Origin of the sequence: Barrientosiimonas humi, from assembly GCF_006716095.1 — a bacterium.
GTDB lineage: Bacteria > Actinomycetota > Actinomycetes > Actinomycetales > Dermatophilaceae > Barrientosiimonas > Barrientosiimonas humi.
Genome location: NZ_VFOK01000001.1, coordinates 2391042 through 2409637 on the forward strand (window position 1 = coordinate 2391042; position 18596 = coordinate 2409637).

Annotated in this window: 18 protein-coding genes and 1 riboswitch; of the genes, 7 read left to right on the top strand and 11 right to left on the bottom strand. The window is 72.2% G+C overall.

Annotation, left to right across the window (positions count from 1 at the left end):
• Together FB554_RS11205 and FB554_RS11210 are read right to left on the bottom strand one after the other, a co-directional pair.
• Positions 1 to 1263: a nucleotide sugar dehydrogenase gene (locus FB554_RS11205; protein WP_142006114.1), complete on the bottom strand. Its 1263-nt coding sequence runs from the start codon at positions 1261 to 1263 to the stop codon at positions 1 to 3.
• A 34-nt stretch (positions 1264 to 1297) separates the two neighbouring features.
• Positions 1298 to 2515, bottom strand: a complete 1218-nt coding sequence (locus FB554_RS11210) for an NADP-dependent isocitrate dehydrogenase (protein WP_142006116.1) — start codon at positions 2513 to 2515, stop codon at positions 1298 to 1300.
• Positions 2516 to 2779: 264 nt separating this feature from the next.
• Here FB554_RS11210 and FB554_RS11215 point away from each other — a divergent pair, with 264 nt between their 5' ends.
• Entirely contained in the window at positions 2780 to 3484 is a 705-nt protein-coding gene (locus FB554_RS11215; RefSeq protein WP_142006118.1) for a TetR/AcrR family transcriptional regulator, read from the top strand.
• Here FB554_RS11215 and FB554_RS11220 read toward each other — a convergent pair.
• From FB554_RS11220 to FB554_RS11240, 6 genes are all read right to left on the bottom strand, one after another.
• Positions 3443 to 4069, bottom strand: coding sequence for a hypothetical protein (locus FB554_RS11220; protein ID WP_142006120.1), 627 nt, complete (start codon positions 4067 to 4069; stop codon positions 3443 to 3445). The genes FB554_RS11215 and FB554_RS11220 overlap by 42 nt on opposite strands.
• An 88-nt stretch (positions 4070 to 4157) precedes the next feature.
• On the bottom strand, positions 4158 to 4907 hold the full coding sequence (locus FB554_RS11225; protein ID WP_142006123.1) for a polysaccharide deacetylase family protein: 750 nt from the start codon (positions 4905 to 4907) through the stop codon (positions 4158 to 4160).
• A complete protein-coding gene (locus FB554_RS17150) occupies positions 4904 to 5077 on the bottom strand; it encodes a hypothetical protein (RefSeq protein ID WP_170206857.1) in 174 nt (57 codons plus the stop codon). Before FB554_RS17150 ends, FB554_RS11225 begins: the two co-directional genes overlap by 4 nt.
• A gap of 25 nt (positions 5078 to 5102) precedes the next feature.
• On the bottom strand, positions 5103 to 6164 hold the full coding sequence (locus FB554_RS11230; RefSeq protein WP_142006125.1) for a glycosyltransferase family 2 protein: 1062 nt from the start codon (positions 6162 to 6164) through the stop codon (positions 5103 to 5105).
• Positions 6165 to 6430: 266 nt separating this feature from the next.
• Positions 6431 to 7216 (bottom strand): aspartate/glutamate racemase family protein, encoded by a 786-nt coding sequence (locus FB554_RS11235; protein WP_142006127.1) that lies wholly within the window; start codon positions 7214 to 7216, stop codon positions 6431 to 6433.
• A gap of 6 nt (positions 7217 to 7222) precedes the next feature.
• A complete protein-coding gene (locus FB554_RS11240; RefSeq protein ID WP_142006129.1) occupies positions 7223 to 8503 on the bottom strand; it encodes a carboxylate--amine ligase in 1281 nt (426 codons plus the stop codon).
• A gap of 22 nt (positions 8504 to 8525) precedes the next feature.
• Between FB554_RS11240 and FB554_RS11245 the strand changes: the two genes are divergently transcribed.
• The 6 genes from FB554_RS11245 to FB554_RS11270 all read left to right on the top strand — a co-directional run bounded on the left by FB554_RS11245 (position 8526) and on the right by FB554_RS11270 (position 15564).
• Positions 8526 to 10016 carry a S10 family peptidase gene (locus FB554_RS11245; protein ID WP_142006130.1) on the top strand — a complete coding sequence of 497 codons (1491 nt, stop codon included), beginning with the start codon at positions 8526 to 8528 and terminating at the stop codon, positions 10014 to 10016.
• 314 nt (positions 10017 to 10330) lie between these two features.
• Positions 10331 to 11146 carry an ABC transporter ATP-binding protein gene (locus FB554_RS11250; RefSeq protein ID WP_236022377.1) on the top strand — a complete coding sequence of 272 codons (816 nt, stop codon included), beginning with the start codon at positions 10331 to 10333 and terminating at the stop codon, positions 11144 to 11146.
• Positions 11143 to 13155 carry an ABC transporter permease family protein gene (locus tag FB554_RS11255; protein WP_142006132.1) on the top strand — a complete coding sequence of 671 codons (2013 nt, stop codon included), beginning with the start codon at positions 11143 to 11145 and terminating at the stop codon, positions 13153 to 13155. Before FB554_RS11250 ends, FB554_RS11255 begins: the two co-directional genes overlap by 4 nt.
• Before the next feature lie 64 nt (positions 13156 to 13219).
• The gene (locus tag FB554_RS11260; RefSeq protein ID WP_142006134.1) at positions 13220 to 13798 is read left to right on the top strand and encodes a hypothetical protein; all 579 of its coding nucleotides are present in this window, start codon (positions 13220 to 13222) and stop codon (positions 13796 to 13798) included.
• Between the two features lie 36 nt (positions 13799 to 13834).
• Positions 13835 to 14935 carry a sensor histidine kinase gene (locus tag FB554_RS11265; protein WP_142006136.1) on the top strand — a complete coding sequence of 367 codons (1101 nt, stop codon included), beginning with the start codon at positions 13835 to 13837 and terminating at the stop codon, positions 14933 to 14935.
• Complete coding sequence (locus FB554_RS11270; protein WP_268885489.1) at positions 14932 to 15564, top strand: response regulator; 633 nt, start codon at positions 14932 to 14934, stop codon at positions 15562 to 15564. Before FB554_RS11265 ends, FB554_RS11270 begins: the two co-directional genes overlap by 4 nt.
• A gap of 10 nt (positions 15565 to 15574) precedes the next feature.
• Here the strand turns inward: FB554_RS11270 and sfnG are convergent, their stop codons facing one another.
• From sfnG to FB554_RS11285, 3 genes are all read right to left on the bottom strand, one after another.
• Positions 15575 to 16663: a dimethylsulfone monooxygenase SfnG gene (gene sfnG, locus FB554_RS11275; RefSeq protein WP_142006138.1), complete on the bottom strand. Its 1089-nt coding sequence runs from the start codon at positions 16661 to 16663 to the stop codon at positions 15575 to 15577.
• 55 nt (positions 16664 to 16718) lie between these two features.
• Positions 16719 to 17222 (bottom strand): flavin reductase family protein, encoded by a 504-nt coding sequence (locus tag FB554_RS11280; RefSeq protein WP_142006140.1) that lies wholly within the window; start codon positions 17220 to 17222, stop codon positions 16719 to 16721.
• A 15-nt stretch (positions 17223 to 17237) separates the two neighbouring features.
• Positions 17238 to 17328: riboswitch (SAM riboswitch) on the bottom strand.
• Between the two features lie 9 nt (positions 17329 to 17337).
• Positions 17338 to 18582, bottom strand: a complete 1245-nt coding sequence (locus FB554_RS11285) for an amidohydrolase family protein (RefSeq protein ID WP_211344582.1) — start codon at positions 18580 to 18582, stop codon at positions 17338 to 17340.
• Positions 18583 to 18596 lie beyond the last annotated feature (14 nt).

The following is an 18596-nucleotide window of genomic DNA, read 5'->3' on the forward strand; positions in this document are numbered from 1 at the left end:
CTACAGGCGGACAACCTTGTCGCCGGGGTTCAGCACGCCGCGGGTGTCGAGCACGGCCGGCGCCTCGGCGACGACGCGGTCCAGGTCGATCGTGGAGTGCTGCTGCAGCAGGACGACGAGGTCGGCCTCGCTCGCGGACTTCTCGACATCGGTCGCCGAGGTCATGGTCACTCCCCCGGCCTCCCAGGTCGGCACGTAGGGGTCGAAGTAGCTCACGTCGACGCCCCACGACAGCAGCTTCTCGGCGAGCGGCTCCGCCGGGGTCTCTCGCATGTCGGCGATGTTCGGCTTGTAGGTGACGCCGACCAGCAGGACCTTGGCGCCCTTGGCCGCCTTGCCCTGGTCGTTGAGCTGTCGCCACACCCGCTCGGCCACGTAGGTCGGGGCCGCGAGGTTGACCTCCTCGGCCAGCTCGACCATGCGGAAGGCGTACCCGAGCTTGGCCTTCACCCGGTGCGACAGGTAGGACGGGTCGACCGGGATGCAGTGACCCCCGACCCCAGGGCCGGGCCGGAAGGGCATGAACCCGAAGGGCTTGGTCGAGGCTGCGTCGATCGAGTCCCACAGGTCGATGTCCAGCTCCTCGCAGAACCGGACCATCTCGTTGACCAGGGCGATGTTGACGTGGCGGAAGGTGTTCTCGAGCAGCTTGGCCATCTCGGCCTCTTTGGCGCCCTTGACCTCAACCACCGTGTCGATGAACTGCTCGTAGAACTCCACGGCCCGCCTGGTCGACTCAGGCGTGAGACCGCCCACGACCTTCGGGGTGTTCCTGATCCCGTAGGTCGGGTTCCCCGGGTCGACCCGCTCCGGCGAGAAGGCGATCCACACGTTCTCGTCCAGCGTCAGGCGGTCACCGAGCACCAGCGGCGCGAAGACCTCTTCGGTCGTGCCCGGGTAGGTCGTGGACTCCAGGATGACGGTCGTGCCCTCGGAGAGGTGCTCACCGAGCGTGCGCGCGGCGGCCTGGACGGCCGACAGGTCGGGGCCGCCCTCCTCGGCGAGCGGCGTCGGGACGCAGACCACCACCACGTCGGCCGTGGCCAGGTCGCCGGCGTCGCTGGTCGCGCGGTAGCCGGCGGCGAGCGCCGCGGCCAGCTCGTCGTCGCTCACGTCGTCGATGTGCGACTTGCCCGAGTTCAGCTGGTCGACCAGTCCGGGGTGGATGTCGAAACCGACGACCGTGATCCCGACCTCAGCGGCGCGGGTCGCGAGCGGCAGGCCGACGTAACCCTGGCCGATGATGGCAGCGGTGATGCTCACAGATTCGAGTCCTCTCAGTGCCCGGTCGCCGGCCTCAGCCCATCGCCTTCTGCAGGTTCTCGTCGATCGCAGCCAGGAACTCCTCGGTGGTGAGGAACTCCTGCTCCGGCGAGATCAGCAGCGCCAGGTCCTTGGTCATCTTGCCGGACTCGACGGTCTCGATGCAGACGCGCTCCAGGGTCTCGGCGAACTGGGTGACCTCGGGGGTGCCGTCGAGCTTGCCGCGGTGCGCGAGGCCGCGCGTCCAGGCGAAGATCGAGGCGATCGGGTTGGTCGAGGTGGCCTTGCCCTGCTGGTGCTGGCGGTAGTGGCGGGTGACCGTGCCGTGCGCCGCCTCGGCCTCGACGGTCTTGCCGTCGGGGCTCATCAGCACCGAGGTCATCAGGCCGAGCGAGCCGAAGCCCTGCGCGACGACGTCGGACTGCACGTCGCCGTCGTAGTTCTTGCACGCCCAGACGTAGCCGCCCTCCCACTTCATCGCGGCGGCGACCATGTCGTCGATCAGCCGGTGCTCGTAGGTGATGCCGACGGCGTCGAACTTGTCCTTGAACTCGGTGTCGAAGACGTGCTGGAAGATGTCCTTGAACTGCCCGTCGTACGCCTTGAGGATCGTGTTCTTCGTCGACAGGTAGACGGGGTACTTGCGCTGCAGGCCGTAGTTGAACGACGCCCGCGCGAAGTCGCGGATCGAGTCGTCGAAGTTGTACATGCCCATCGCGACGCCGCCGTCGTCGCCGAACTCGGCGATCTCGTACGTCTGCACCTCGCCACCGTCAGCCGGCGCGTACGAGATCGTGACCGTGCCGGCGCCCGGCACCTTGAAGTTCTGCGACTTGTACTGGTCGCCGTGCGCGTGACGGCCGATGACGATCGGCTGCTTCCAGCCCGGCACCAGCCGCGGCACGTTGCCGATGATGATCGGCTCGCGGAAGATCACGCCGCCGAGGATGTTGCGGATCGTCCCGTTCGGGCTCTTCCACATCTCCTTCAGGCCGAACTCCTCGACCCGCGCCTCGTCGGGGGTGATGGTGGCGCACTTGACGCCGACGCCGTACTCCTTGATGGCCTTGGCCGCGTCCACGGTCACCTGGTCGTCGGTGGCGTCGCGGTTCTCGATCCCGAGGTCGTAGTACTTCAGGTCGACGTCGACGTAGGGGTGGATGAGCCGGTCCTTGATGAACGCCCAGATGATGCGCGTCATCTCGTCACCGTCGAGCTCGACGATGGGGTTCTTGACCGTGATCTTCTGCATGGACGAAGGGCTCCTAGAAAGCGGGGTGACGCTCGGGCACCGGCCGAACACGCCGGCAGCGCGGTCGCTAGCCTATCGCCCGCCCTGGCGCCGATTTCCGGCGGGCGGCGTGCTGACAAGTGCTGCGCAAGTCACACCGCCCCCACCTTCGCGCGTAGTCTTGAGGGTGCACAGGCCCGCACGAAAATCACGGATGGAGACGACTCGGGTGCGATCGGGACGAGCGGACAGCGCCTTCGAGCAGCTGAGCGCAGGGCCTGCGCGATGACCAGGCGCAACGAGGTCCCCAGGACCAGGGTCCAGCGACGCCACCTCGCGACGGTCGAGGAGGTCAAGGAGATCGCGCGCGAGCGGCTGGTGCGCGAGGGCGCGGCCACGCTGTCGCTGCGGGCGATCGCGCGCGACATGGGCGTCGTCCCGTCCGCGCTCTACCGCTACTTCCCCAGCCACGCCCACCTGCTCGAGGCGCTCGCCGACGACGCGGCCACCTCGATGCTGGAGCACGTGCGCATGGCCGGCGCGGTCGTGCCGAGCACCGACCACCGCGGCCGGTGGGTCGCCCAGCTGCGGGCGTACCGCACCTGGGTGATGAGCCACGTGCCCGGCTACACCCTCAACTTCGGCCCCGCGCCCGAGCGGCACACCGAGCACCCGCCGGACGACGTGGTGCGGCGCATCGTGGGCCAGCTGGCCCGCACGCTGCAGGACGCCAACGACGACGGCACGCTGGACCTGCTCAACCACCCGATCGGCGAGGCCATCGCGGTGCAGGTCGAGATCCCGGGCATGCTCGACGTCGAGGTCGACCCCAAGGTGTTCAGCATCGCGCTGGCCGCCTGGACCGCGATCCACGGCAGCGTCGCGCTGGAGGCCACCGGCCGCCTGCCGCTGTCCGACAAGGCCGCCGACGACTACTTCGAGGCGCAGCTAGCGGGACTGACCCTCGCCATCGGCTTCGACCACCAGTGACAGCCGCTGCGGCGACTCGTCCTCGTCCAGCCCGTCGCTGAACTCGCCGGCCCGGTTGCCCCCGGGGAAGCGCAGCGCCGCCTGCACGAGGGTGTACGCCATCGGCAGCACCTCCAGCAGGTCGGCCGACCACTGGTCGCCGTAGAACTCCACCGCCCAGGCCACCGCGTCGGGGTCGTAGCCCCCGACCAGCAGCACCTCGCGCACCGACGTCCCCTGGAAGCGGGCGCGGGTGCCCGCGGGGGCGTCGCTCATCAGCACGTGCAGCCCCACCCCGTCGACCACCGAGCTGACCGGGATCCCGTCGTCGTGGTGCGGGCCGGCGTCGCGCGCCTGGAAGCGCAGCTCGAGCCGGGTGCCCGCCGTGTCGTCGCGGATCGCGCGCCAGCCGGAGGCGTTGACCGCCCGGCCGAGGGCGTGCGCGACCGCGGAGATGCGCATGCGCGTGCTGTCACGCTCCATGCTGTCCAGATCGTGCAGCACGCGGTAGGCCACCTCGGCGAACGCCCGCGGATCGACGCGGCGCTCGTCGGACTGCGGCAGGCTGGCCGCGTGGCTCCGGAACTCTCGGTGGAGTCCGCTCATCGGTGATCCCTCCCCTGACAAACCTTCCACATTCAACAGGTTCGACGGGCGGACCGCACGTCGGTCGCGGATTCCCCCAGAAACAGCCTCAAGCCGGAACAACCTGCACCCACGACTGCTGGTTGACCGTGCTGGGCCCCCAGGCGATGTCGACCACGCCCAGCGCGAAGCCCCGCCGCCGCAGCTCGGTGATGGTCCGGCCGAGGTAGGACAGCTGGCCCGTGCCGCACCGCACGACGTCGTTGCCGTCGTGCAGCAGGATCAGCGCCTGGTCGACCGCGTTGCCGACGACGTACTTCTGTACGCCCGCCGCACCCGGGCACTCGAAGTCGCCCGGCAGCGGGTTGGTCCAGTGCCACAGCACCCCGCCCCACATGCCCTGCTCGCGGATGACCGCGTTGCCGTCGGCCGTCTCCTCGCCGAACGGGTAGCGGAACAGCACCGGGCGGGTGCCGGTGATCTGCTCGATGACGTCGTTGGTGCGCACGATCTCGGTGCGCGCCTGCTCGGCGGTGAGCGTCGCGAACTGCGGGTGGCTCCAGGAGTGGTTGCCGATGACGTGGCCGTCGGCGGCGATCGCGCGCACCAGGTCGGGCCGGGCCGCGGCGTGCTCGCCCTGCAGGAAGAACGTCGCCTTCGCGCGGTAGCTGCGCAGCGTCGACAGCACCGTCGGCGTGAGCTCGGCGGAGGGGCCGTCGTCGAAGGTCAGCGCGACCAGACCGGCCGAGCCGGCCCGGGTGGCGGTGGCCCAGGCCGGGGCCGCCGCGGCCGGGCGCTGGCCCGCGAGCACCGCGACGGGCGCGGCCGCAGCCGCGCCGAGGAACGTGCGGCGCTTCATCCGCGTCGGGTCGACCGCGCGCCCCGCAGCACGAGTCGGTAGAGCACGAACAGGGTGAACATGATCGTGATCGCCAGGAGCACGGTGTGCATGGCGCCGACGACGGTGCCCACGCCGGCCAGCGAGATGTAACCCGTGTTGACCAGCGGCCCGTTGCCGTTGTCGTACATGACCTTCTTCTTTCCGTCGGTGGGATTACCAGTTCTGGTCGCTGCCCCGCAGGCTGCGCACCACGGCGACCGCGGTGCAGACCTCGAGGAAGAGTCCGTAGAAGTCCTCGATGAGCATCGGGAGGACGATCGCCATGTCGCGCCAGTCGCGGCCCGGCACCCGCCAGGCGGAGGTCACGCGGTCGAACCACATGATCGCGAGCGGCACCATGCCGATGAGCGAGAGCGTCATGCTCATCCCGAGGGCGAGGACGAGCGCGACGTAGACGATGAACAGCAGCCGCAGCAGCAGCCCGAAGCCGAACAGGCCGTACGCCGCGATGTCGCGCCGCGTGCCCCAGACCCAGCCGCGCTTGCGGCACTCGTCGACACCGCCGCGGCCCCAGCGCAGCCGCTGGGTCCACAGCTCGCCGAACGTCTTCGGCGTGTCGGTGATGACGTGCGCGCCGCTGGAGGCGCGCACCCGATAGCCCTGCGACTTCAGGTCCAGCGTGAGGCCGTAGTCCTCGATCAGGCTGAACTCGTCCCACGGGCCGCGCCCGGCGCGCACCCGCGGGAGCCGGCGCAGCACCTCGCCGCGATACATCGCCGCCGCGCCGGAGGCCACCTGGATGCGCCAGCCGCGCAGCTCGCGGTTGTCGTCGTAGCGGGCGTACTCCAGCCGCTGCAGCCGCTGGGCCAGACCCTGGGCGTCGCGCGCCCAGTAGCGCGCGCACACCGCGGCCGAGCTGCGGTCGGACAGCATGGAGGCGACCAGCTGCTCGATCGAGTCCGGCTGCAGCACCGTGTCGGCGTCCATCGTGAAGACCACGTCGGCGTCGCGCCCGTGCAGCGCCCAGGCCTGGTTGAGGGCCCCCGACTTGCGGTGAGGGTTGTCGACCGTCTCCATGACCACGACCGGGAACTCCCGGGCGATCTCGACGGTGCGGTCGGTGCAGTTGTCGGCGACGAGGACGATCGTGGTGGGCGGGACCGTCTGCGTCAGCAAGGACGTGATGGTCTGCGCGACGCAGTCCTGCTCGTTGTGGGCCGGCACGATCGCGACGATCTCGGGGACGACGAGTCCCGCCCGCAGCCACGAGCGCATTCGGCGGCTTCCGTGGGTGCGGCCGAGCTCAGGTCGTTGAATCTTGCCCCCTGCCACGGGAGAACACTGTTCTCGACCGTGACAGTCGTTGTCAACTGCGAGTGACGTTCTTCAAGCACGTTGGTTACGTTAGCGAAGGTTACCGGGTCGTCACGTCACCCTCAGGAGGGGGTCTTCGCGGCCCGGGGGTAGGAGGTCCTACCGGGGCCTCTGCGACGCCCTTCCGGCCCGGCCTGCCGGGGCCGGAACGAGCGCCCGCGGGCGGGCTACTCCCCCGGAACGACGGGGTTCTTGGGCGTGCGCCCGGCGCGGCGCAGCGTCTCGCGCGCCAGCGAGTCGACCGAGTCGACGAGACGAGGATCACGTGCCAGGTTGTGCTCGTCGTACGCCACCGACAGCTCGGTGCAGCCCAGCACGACGACGTCGCTGCCCTTGGCGACCATCGCGTCGACCAGCGCGAGCAGCGCGCCGAGGTCGGTCGGCAGGCCCGCCTTGACCTGGTCGTAGATGATCCGCATGACCTCGCGCTGCTCGTCGTCGCTGGTGTCGACCGGCTCGCCGCCGAGCGCGCGCACCGCGTCGGCGTAGATGCCGGCGGCGCGGGTGCCGGTCGTCGCGAGGATCCCGACGCGCGGGGTGCGGCCCTCGGCACGGGCCGCGGCCTGCTCGACCGCGACGGTCGCGGTGGTCTCGACGATGTCGATCATCGGCACCGCAACCTGGCCCGCGACGGCGCGTAGGAACGGGTGCGCGGAGTTGCAGGGAACCGCGATCAGCTCGGCGCCGATGCCCTGCAGCCGCAGCGCGTCGGCGAGCAGGACCGGGGCGGGATCGGGCGCAGCCGGGTCGGTGAGCCGGGCGGTGCGGTCGGGCGTGGTCGAGTGGCTGAGCAGCACCGCGTCCAGCTGCTCCTGGTCGGACTCGGCCGGGGTGAGCAGCGTCAGCACCCGCAGGAACGTCGCGCCCGCCAGCGGCCCGAGACCGCCCAAGATGCCGACGACCGGGGCGGACCAACCCTGCTCGGCAGTGACGCGGATGTCGTTGTCGCTCATGGCGATTCAGGCCTTCTCGCGCTTGGGCGGCGGGTAGACCCGGAAGTACTTGCGCACCTGGTTCGCGCCGTACGCCCCGACGTAGGCCCAGCGCTTGGGGTGGGGGTCGCGGGCGTACATCATCGGGTTGGTGACCTTGCCGCGCGCGACGAGCGAGAGCACCTTCTTGCGCAGGTCGCCGGGCAGGTAGCGCATGACCAGCGGCACCGGCAGCGAGGTGTAGAGCTCCTCCTTCGCCGACTCCACGAGCGGCGGCTCGTCGGAGAGGTCGCTGCCGTCGACGTACTGCTCGACGTAGTAGCGCGCGGTGTTCACGCCGCCGGCGTTGACGTAGAAGTTGGAGCGGCCGAGCCGCGGGTTGAGCTCGAAGAACTTGGTACGCCCGTCGCGAGGGTCGTACTTCAGGTCGAAGTTGGCATAGCCGCGCCAGCCGACGTGCTCCAGCAGGCGCACGGCCTCGTCGAGGACCGCGCGGTCCTGACCGGTGATGATGGCGGCGGGGACGCCGAGGGTCTCCGGCAGGTGCTCCTCGAGCAGCACGTGGCCGAAGGCGCCCATGCGCACCTTGCCGGCGCGGTCGCAGTAGCAGGTGAGGATCCGCATGCCGTCGTCCAGGCCGGGGATCATGTCCTGCAGGATGAAGGTGCCGGGGTAGCCGCTGTCGTGGACGCGCTGCATCAGGTCCATCAGCTCCTCGCGGGAGCCCGCCGTGTGCACCTTCTGCTTGCCGGGAAAGTCGTAGCGCTCGTACGTCGCCGAGTTGCCGGTCTTGGCGATGATCGGGAAGCTCAGCCGGGCCAGCTGGTCGCGCAGCTGCGGGTCGTCCTTGAGCTGCTCGTGGCGGGCGACGTCGTAGACCACCGTCTCGGGGTGGGCGATGCCGAGCTCGCTGCACAGCTCGGCGAACTGGGCCTTGTCGGTGAGCCGGTCGATCAGCGCGAGGTCGGGGTAGGGGATCGTCAGGCGCGGCTCGAGCCGGTCGCGCAGCGTGACGATGCGGCGCACGAGGTAGTCGGTGCTGGTGAGCAGCAGCAGCGGTCGGTCGCCGAACCGCTCCTCCAGGCCCTGCAGGTGGGCGACCAGGGCGTCGTCGTCGTCGAAGTCGGCCAGCCGGGAGACCTCGATGATGCGGCTGTTGGCGACCGGGCCGGCGCCGAGCCGGGAGACGGCGACCGAGATCGCGGCGTACTCCTCGTGGAAGCTGCGCGCGAGGCTGTAGGTCGAGGCGTCGGCCCCCAGCAGCACGGGCACGAATCGTTGGTCGTCCGGAACGGTCGTGACACTCACGCCGCCACCCTAGGCTGCCGGGGTGGACGACGACGCGAGCACCACGACCCCCGCCGCCGATGCGAGCGAGACCACACGGCCGGCCGAGCCGAAGGACGAGCTGGTCACGACGGCGCACACGCTGAAGGTCGGCCGAAAGACGTTGCGCTACAAGGCGGCTGCCGGTCGGCTGGTGCTGCGCGAGGACGTGTTCAAGGACGACGTCTACCAGGGCCGGCGGGCCAAGGCCGAGGTCGGGCTGACGGCGTACACGCTCGACGAGGGGGCCGACGCGGACACGACGACCCGGCCGGTGACGTTCGCGTTCAACGGCGGGCCGGGGTCCTCGAGCGTGTGGCTGCACCTGGGGCTGCTCGGGCCGCGCCGCGTCGTCGCCGGTGACGCGGGCGGGTTGGCGCGCCCGCCGTACGCCCTCGCGGACAACCCCGAGTCGCTCCTCGCGGTGAGCGACCTGGTGCTCATCGACCCGGTCTCGACCGGCTGGTCGCGCGCCGCGGAGGGCGAGAAGGCCAAGGACTTCCACGGCTACGCCAAGGACGTGGAGTCGATGGCCGAGGTGATCCGGCTGTGGACCACCCGCAACGCGCGGTGGGGGTCGCCGAAGTTCCTCGCGGGTGAGTCCTACGGCACGACGCGGGCCGTGGCGCTGGCCGAGCGGCTGCAGAGCCGGGAGGGGATGTACCTCAACGGGCTGATGCTCATCTCCTCGGTCCTGGACTTCGGGACCCTCGACTTCGAGATCCCGCGCAACGACCGGGCGCACGCGCTCTACCTGCCGCACTACGCCGCGACGGCGCACTTCCACGGCAAGCACGGGCGCCGGTCGCTGCGCTCGGTGCTGACCGAGGCCGAGACGTACGCGGCGGGCGAGTACCCGCGGGTGCTGGCGCTCGGCAGCCGCGCGTCGGCGACCGAGCGGGCCGAGGCGGTCGCGACGGTGGCGCGGCTGGCCGGTCTGAGCGAGGACTACGTCGACCGGGCCGACCTGCGCATCGAGCACTGGCGCTACTACGGCGAGCTGCTGCGCGACGAGCGGCGCACGGTCGGCCGGCTGGACTCGCGGTTCACCGGGGCGGCCGCGTCGGCGATCGCCGAGTCGATGGATGCCGACCCGTCGATGGACGCGATCGTCGGGCCGTACGCCACCGCCTGGAACCACTACGCCCGCGCCGAGCTCGGGCTCGACTCGGACGCGCCCTACCGCGTGTTCGGCGACGTGCACCCTTGGAGCTACAAGGATTTCGAGGGCAAGCCGATCTACGTGGTCGACAAGCTGGAGCGGGCGATGCGGCAGAACCCGCACCTGCGCGTGCACGTCGCGTACGGCTACTACGACGGCGCCACCCCGTACGCCGCCGGCCAGGACGCCCTCGCCCGCACCAGCCTCCCGCCCGAGCTGCTGGACAACATCGAGCACCGGTTCTACGAGGCCGGCCACATGATGTACGTCCACGAGCCCAGCCGCCTCCAGCAGAGCAAGGACCTCGCGGACTTCGTCGCCCGCGCCACGTGACGCCCACGCCCAGGGTGGGCGAGTAGGCCGCGAGGGACGAGCCGCTACAAGCCGGTCGAGTAGGCCGCGAGGGACGAGCGGCCGTATCGAGACCCTGCTCAGCCCCCCGAAACCCTCTCGCCCCGCGGCTTTACTCTGGGGCGGCTCGTGCGCCACCCGCGAACCCCGTGATCCTGCGGTGGCGCACCACGTGCCCCAGAGTAAAGCCGCCGCCGAGCCATTCCTCCGTCTCGGCCGAACGGCCGATACCGCCGCCGCACAACCGGTCTCGCGGCCGATGTGGCGGCACCCCCGCGATTCCTAACGTCGTGGCCATGAACTCGTTGAACTCGATCTGGCAGGCCCGGCAGGGTCTCGATACGGCCTCCGCTGGCGCTCCGGCCTACTCGACCACCATGGGCGGCGCTCCGGCCTACTCGACCACCACGGGCGCCACCGCGGGCGCCCCGCTGCTGTCGGTGCGCGGGGTGGGGCACGCGTACGGAGAGACGACCGTGCTGCACGGCGTCAGCTGCGATATCCCGCAGGGGCGGGCCGTGGCGCTCATGGGGCCGTCCGGCTCGGGCAAGACCACCCTGCTGCACCTGATGGCCGGCATCCTCGCGCCGCAGCAGGGCAGCATCGTGCTCGCCGGCGACCAGTCCGACCTCGCCCGGCTGGGCATCGAGGATCGGGCGGCGCTGCGGCGCAGCCGGTTCGGCCTGGTGTTCCAGTCCGGGCAGCTGCTCGGTGAGCTCACCGCCGTCGAGAACGCGGCGCTGCCGCTGATCGTCGACGGGGTGGCCTACGCCGATGCGCTGGGCCGAGCGTCCGAGCTGTTCGCGCCGCTCGGCCTCGGCGGTCTCGACGCGCGCCGGCCGGGTGAGCTGTCCGGCGGCCAGCAGCAGCGCGTCGCCATCGCCCGCGCGATGGTCACCCGCCCGCAGCTGCTGCTCGCCGACGAGCCGACCGGCGCGCTCGACCGGCGCACCGGCGAGGAGGTCATGACCCTGCTGCTGCAGGCGCAGCGCTCGCTCGGCGCCTCGCTCGTGCTGGTGACCCACGACCCGGAGATCGCCCAGCGCTGCGACCTCGTGCTGCACCTGCGCGACGGCCGCATCGTCAGCGCCAGCGAGGGGGTCCTGCGATGAGCACCAGTGCCCTCCTGGCCCGCCGCATGCTGCGCGGCGGCGGTGCGCGCGACCTGCGCACCCACGGCCTGGCCGTGCTCGCGACCGCCGTCGCGGTCACCGTCATGCTGCTCACCCTCGGCGCCGTCACCGGTCTGGCCGACCGGGACGGACGGACCGCCTGGCTGCGGCCCGCCGCCACCGACGACGCCGTCGCGGTGCAGACCACGAGCACGACGTACGTCGACGGCAAGCCGCTCACGCTCGTGCACCTGGCCGCGCTGCCGGGTGAGCGCGGCGGGGACCGCGCGCTGCCCGCGCCGCCCGGCATGGACGCCTTCCCGAAGCCCGGCGAGGTCGCCGTCTCCCCCGCGCTGCGCGACCTGCTGGCGTCACGCCCGGCCGACCAGCGACCGGTGGGTCCGGTCACCGCCGAGCTCGGCACCGACGGGCTGATCGGCCCCGACCAGCTGGTCGCGGTCGTGGGCGCCCGCCCCGGTGACGCGGCGCTGCAGGGCCCGGCCTGGAGCTCGGCCAACACCCCCGGCGACTTCGCCGGCCCGACCGAGATCCACGACTTCACCGGCAGCCCGGCCGCGGCCGAGAGCGACGAACGCGGCTACGTCCAGCTCGCGCTGGTGGCCTCGATCCTGCTGGTCATCCCGGTGCTCACGCTGACCGGCGCCGCGGCCCGGCTCGGCGCCTCCCGTCGCACCGACCGCCTCGCGCGGCTGCGCCTCGCCGGCGCCTCCGGGCGCACCGTCGCGGGCGTCGCGGTCGTCGAGGCCGGGGCGATCGCGGTGACGGGCGCGCTCGCGGGGGCGACGGCGTACGCCCTGCTCCTGCCGCTCGTCAGCCGCATCCCGGTCGGGGGCTCCGCGTTCACCCCCGGGCAGCTGTGGGTCGGCGTGCTCGGGCTGCTCGCGGTGACCGCGCTCGTCGCGGCCCTCGGCATCGCCAGCGCGCTGGTGCCGGTGCGGCGGATCCTGCGCGACCCGCTCAGCGTCGCCCAGCAGCACGCCCAGTCGATGCCGCTGCTGTGGCGCGTGCTCGCCGCCGGCGCCGCGGCCCTGGCCTTCCACCAGCTCACCCGCAACGGCGACACCTCGTCGGTCGGCGTGCTGATCGCGTTCGCCGCGGTGTTCGGCGTGCTCGCGATCGTCGGTCCGGTCGTGGTGACGCTGCTCGGCCGGATGGTCGTACGCCGGGCGCAGCGCCGCGCCGACAGCGCCCGGCTCATCGCCGGCCGCCGGCTGCTGGACGACCCCCGCGCCGGGTGGCGCAGCGTGTCCGGGCTGGTCATGGCCAGCTTCGTCGCGGGCTTCCTCGCGCTGTTCTCCGTCGGTGGCGGCGGGGTCGTGTGGGGTCAGGAGCGCGAGCTGGAGATCGCCGTGACCGCCGAGCAGGCTCCCGGCGCGCTCGCGAAGGCCCGGTCCGCCCTGGCCGACGCCGACGTCGAGGCCACCCCCGTGCGCGGCGACGACAGCGGCGCGCTGCTCTTCCTCGACGCGGGCGAGCGCGCGTGGAGCACCGTCGTGGTGCCGCTGCCCGCCGACCCCGCCGAGGAGAACCGCGCCCGCGCGGCCGTCGCCCGAGCCTTCCCCGGCGCGCCCACCGCGAGCGGCGGCGACGTGGAGAACCGCGCCGACCAGTTCGCCCGCGACTTCCGCGCCGCGAGCGTGGTGGTGCTGCTGGTGTCGTTCCTCGTCGCCGCGGCCTCGACCGGGATCGTCGCGGCGGCCGCCGTGCTCGACCGCCGGGAGAACTACCGCCGGCTCTGGCAGGCAGGCGTCCCGCTGCCGACGCTGGACCGCGCGCGGGTGCTCGAGAGCACCTCGCCGATGGTCGTGTGCGCCTCGCTCGCGGTCTTCGCCGGGCTGTTCGCCGCGGCACCGATCACCCTCTCCGGCGGGTCGGTCAGCGGCACCGGAGCCCTGCTGCTGGTACTCACCGTCGCGCTCGGCGCGGCTGGCGTGCACCTGGCGATCCGGGCCAGCCGCGGCCTGCTCCGCTCGGCCGCGCAGTCCTGAGAACCGTTCCGCCCCAACCTGATTCGCCCCTCACCCCACCCTGCACAGAGATCGGAGAACTCCCATGCGCACCTCCCGGGTCATCGTCCCGCTCGTCCTGCCCCTCCTCCTCGTCGGCGGCGGCCTCGCCTCCGAGCAGCTCGCCAAGCGCACCCTCGAGGACGACGTCCGCACCGCGGTCACCTCGCTCTATCCCGAGGAGCGGGTGAGCTCGATGAACGTCCGCGGCCGGCCGTACGTCGTGTCGAGCCTGAACGGGGAGGTGTCGACGGCGTACGTCGAGCTGGCGCCGGGTCGCGACGCGCGGCGCCAGCTGCTCGTGCAGGAGCTGCGCCCCGACGAGGGCAAGGTCGGCCGCAGCCGGATGTTCGTGACGCTGCCGTACGCCGACGGCCAGCAGGGCAAGCCGCAGCTGACCCGCAACGACGCCTACACCGACCGCGCGACCGTCGACGGCCGGACGGTGACCTATCGGGCCTCGGTCGACGGGCGCACCGTGACCGTGCGGGGCACCGGCGTCGACCGGCTGCGCACGGCGCTGCCCGAGGGCACCTCGTGGAGCATGGTCGGCACCCCTGCGGCCACCGAGCGCGGCGTGCTCGTCGAGGTCGAGGCCGACGACGTGCGCCTCCCCCGCGCGTAGGCTGCGCGAGCAACCCCGTTCACGAGGAGCGCCCCGATGCCCTGGCTCGCCCTGCTGATCCTCGGGCCGCTGCTGCCCGCGGCGCTGCTGGAGGCCGTGAGCGACCCGCCGCCGCTGCTGCTGGCCGGATCCGTCGCTGCCGCAACGGTTCTCGCGTGGTGCGCCTTGCAGGTGGCGCGGGGCAGGCGGGAGCCGGCACCGGCGTACGGCTGGGCGGGCGTGGCCGCGCTGGTGCTGCTCAGCGCGACCGCGACGAGCCGCGAGCTGTGGCCCATCACGCTGGGCTGGGCGGTCGTCGCCCTCGCCGGTGCGCTCGCGTCGCGGCTGCGCGGCAACGCCGAGCTGGTGGCGCTGTGCGCGCTGGTCGCGACGGCGGTGCTGACGCCGCTGACGATGCCCGACACGGGGGTGCTGCTCGCGCTGTTCCTGGCCACGGCGATGGCGACCGCGGTGGGTGTCGGGCTGCAGGTGCGCTCGGGTCGGGAGCAGGCGGTGACCGCGCGGCGGCAGGCCGTCGCCGAGGAGCGCGCCGGCATGGCCCGCGAGCTGCACGACCTCGTCGCGCACGAGGTCACCGGCATCGTCGTGCTCGCGCAGGCCGCGGCGGCCGCGACGCCCGACCCGACCACGGCCGACGTGCTGCGCCGCATCGAGCGGTCGGGGCACGACGCGCTGGCCCAGATCCGCGCGATGGTGCAGACGCTGCGCGCCGACGAGGAGGCCGAGCTGCGCCCGACCGGCGGCGGAGCTGCCGGCCTGCGCGACCTGGTGGCGGAGTTCGCGACGTCGGGCCGGGCCCGGGTGGACGCCCGGATCGACGACCTCGACCTGCCCGCCGCGCACGACGCCGCGCTGCAGCGCGTCGTGTCGGAGGGGCTGACCAACGTGCGCCGGCACGCGGGTGAGGCCACCGTCGTGGAGGTGTCGGTGACGCAGCGCCCCGGCGGTGTCGGTCTGCGGATCGTCAACGACGGCAGCGGAACTCGCGGCATCGGACCCGGCAGCGGTTACGGCCTGGTCGGGGCGCGCGAGCGACTCGAACGCCTCGGGGGCCGCCTCGACACCCGCCTCGAGCAGGACCGGTGGATCCTGGAGGCAGACCTGCCCCTGGCCGACCCGAAGGACGGTGCGTCGTGATCCGCGTGGTGCTCGCCGACGACCAGGAGATGGTGCGCATGGGGTTCGCGATGATCCTCGAGCGGGCCGACGACATCGAGGTCGTCGCGCAGTGCCGCGACGGGGTCGAGGCGCTGGAGGCGATCCGGCGCGAGCGGCCCGACGTGGCGCTGCTCGACATCCGCATGCCCAAGCTGGACGGCCTCGCGGTCAACCGGCAGGTCGCCGGCCAGACCCGGGTCGTCATCGTCACGACGTTCGACCACGACGACTACGTCGACACCGCCCTGGCCGACGGCGCGGTCGGCTTCCTGCTGAAGGACTCCGGACCCGACCTGCTGGTCTCGGCGATCCGCGCGGCGGCCAGCGGGGACGCGCTCATCAGCCCCGAGCTGACCGTGCGTCTGCTGCAGCGCACCCGCGCCGCCGGCTCGTCCGCGCCCGCCGTGCCCGGCGTCGCCGACCTGTCCGAGCGGGAGCTGGACGTCGCGCGCCTGGTGGCGCGCGGACGTACCAACTCCGAGGTGGCGGCCGAGCTGTTCATCTCGCTCGGCACGGTCAAGACCCACCTCGGCAGCATCCAGACCAAGCTGGGCGTGCGGAACCGGGTGGAGATCGCCGCCCGGATGTGGGAGTCGGGCCAGGTCTGATCCAGCCTGGTCAGGCGGCGCCGCGCTCGGCGTCGGCCTCGCCCTCGAGCTCGCGCACCAGCGGGATGACCTCCTTGCCGAAGCGCTCGACCTCCTCCTGCACGTGCAGGAAGCCGACGAGCAGCAGGTCGACGCCGACCTTCTTGTACTCGACGATGCGGCGGGCGACCTGCTCGGGCGTGCCGACGAGGCCGGTCTTGAAGCCGTCGTTGTACTGCACCAGGTCCTTGAAGTCGGAGCCGGCCCACATGCCCTTGCCGTCCGAGCTGGCCTTGCCGGCCTGCTTCACGGCCTCGCCGAACGCCTTGACCTTGTCCTCGTCGGCGTTGTCGATGATGTCCTGCACCACCTGGCGGGCCTCGTCCTCGGTGTCGCGCACGACGGCGAACCCGTTGAGCCCGAAGCCCGGCCGGCGGTCGTGCTCCTGGCCGTAGCCGGAGACCTCCTCGACCTGGTCGCGCACGTCCTCGACGGTGTTGCCGTTCATGAAGTACCAGTCCGACAGGCGGCCGGCCATCTTGCGGGCGCTGGTGGAGTTGCCGCCCTGGAAGACCTCCGGCGGCGTGCTCGGCTGGGGGCGGAAGGTGAGGTCGCGGGTGCGGTAGAAGTCGCCGCGGAAGGTGAAGTCGTCGGTGCTCCAGGCGCCCTTGAGCACCTCGATGAACTCCTCGGAGCGGCGGTAGCGCTCCTCGTGGTCCAGCCACGGCTCACCGAGGTTGGTGAACTCCTGCTTGAACCAGCCCGACACGACGTTGAGCGCGAACCGGTCGTTGCTCCACTCCTGCGCGGTCGCCGCGAGCTTGGCGAGCACCGCCGGCTGCCAGAAGCCCGGGTGGACGGCCGCGATGACCTTCAGCTTCTCGGTGTTGGCGAGCAGCAGCTGCGAGAACGAGGTCGACTCGTGCTGGGCGTCGGCGCCGTAGGACGCGAGGTAGCGCACCTGCGTCAGGGCGTACTCGAAGCCGTTCTGCTCGGCCACGCGCGCCGTGTCGATGTTGTACGCCGGTGAGTGGTTCGTGCGCTGCGGCAGCGTGCTCACGACGAGACCACCGGACACGTTGGGCACCCAGTAGGCGAACTTCAGAGGGTCGACAGACATGCGTGAAACTCCTTGTGGGGTTTGGGTTCTCGAGGTCCGGTGCGCTGCGCGCGACTCAGTCGAGCGCGCGGTAGACCGCGTCGTGGTGCACCAGCGGACGCACGCCCTCGGCGCGCTCGAGGTCGGTGACCTCCGCCGTCACGACGAGGCTGTCGCCGGCCTCCAGCACGCCGACCACGGCGGCCGACAGGCGCAGCACCGGGTCGGTGAGCGCGGGCAGCTCGTCGGCGTGCCAGCGCCAGGTGCCGTCGTAGGCGAACCGCTGGCTGCGGTCGGCGGAGAAGCGGCGGGCGAGGTCAGCCTGCCCGTCGGCGAGCAGGTGCAGGGCCACCCGGCCGGACTGCTCGATCGTCGACCGGCTCGAGCTGGTGAGGTTGAGGTTGAACGACACCAGCGGCGGGTCCACCGACACCGACACCACGGAGATCGCGGTGAAGCCGACCGGCTGACCAGCGTGCGAGCTGGTGATGACCCAGGCGCTGCTGGCCGCCTGCCGGAAGGCCGGGCGCAGGTCGATCGGGGCGTCTCGTCGGGGCAGCACGGTGAGGGGTTGTGACATCGCGGAGCGTCCTCTCGGCCATCGGTCCTGGCGTTAGCACCTTCCTCGGGCGAGGCGGTTGCTGCGGCGTCGACGAGCCAGGTCTCTCAGCCGCTCTGGATGGGATAACGAGACGTTATTGAGAGGTCCGCCAGTCGGGCAAGCCCTGTCCAGCACCTGGGACCAGGGCCAGCCCGTCGGCCACCACGCGTCCGGCGTGGATCACCGTGCGGTCGGTGCCGCGGTCCATCACCGCCGAGGTCACGGTCTCGCCGTCGACCAGCAGCAGCTCGGCCGGGTGGCCCACCTCGAGACCGGGCCGGTCGGCGACGCCGCCAAGCCGCGGCGCGGTCGCGTCGAGCACCGCCGCGCCGCCCACGGTCGCGATCGCGACGCAGTGCTCGATGAGCTCGTCGGCCCGGAAGCCGTGGGTGAACGCCAGCTGCCAGGTGCGGTCGAGCATGTCCGCGTTGCCGTAGGGCGACCAGTAGTCGCGCTGCCCGTCCTCCCCCAGCCCCACGCGTACGCCCGCCTCGGCGAGCGCCGTCAGCGGCAGTCCCTGCTGCCTGGCCGGGGCGACGGTGGCCATCGCGATGTCGAGCTCGGCGAACGTCTCGACCAGCCGCCGGGTGGTGGCCTCGTCGACCGAGCCGAGGTCGTACGCGTGGGACATCGTGACCTGCCCCTGCATGCCGAGCGCGCGCACCCGCTCGATCACCAGGTCGGTGCTGAACACCCCGAGGTGCCCGGGCTCGTGCAGGTGAATGTCGATCGGGACCTGGTATCGCTCGGCCAGCTTGAAGACCACGTCGAGGTGGCCCTTGGGGTCGCGGTCGAGCGTGCACGGGTCGATGCCGCCCATCACGTCGGCGCCCTGGCGCAGCGCCTCCTCGAGCAGCGGAACCGTCCCCTCCTCGCGCAGCAGCCCCGCCTGCGGGAAGGCGATGACCGCGACGTCGCAGCGGCCCGCGTGGGTCTCTTTGGCCCGGCGCACCGCGTCGAACCGCTCGAGCCCGGCGTCGACGTCGATCTGGGCGTAGGAGCGAACCCGCGTCGCGCCGCGGGCGATCATCCGGCCGAGGGTCAGCTCTGCCCGCTCGGCGACCGGCAGCTCTGCCGAGCGCCAGTTGGCGCGGTCGTTCATCACCATCGGCCAGATGCCCGGCGAGCCGGTGTGCTCGCGGAACGGCAGCCCGATGCGGGTGGAGTCCAGGTGCACGTGCACGTCGGAGAACGACGGCAGCAGCAGCCGGCCGCGTCCCGGCACCACCTGCGGCTCGACCCCCTCGGGCAGCGCGGCCACGATCCGGCCGTCGAGGACGGCGACGTCGGTCGCGCTCCGGCCCCACGGGCGTACGTCGGTGATGAGCAGGGCGGTCATGCGGGCTCCTCGTC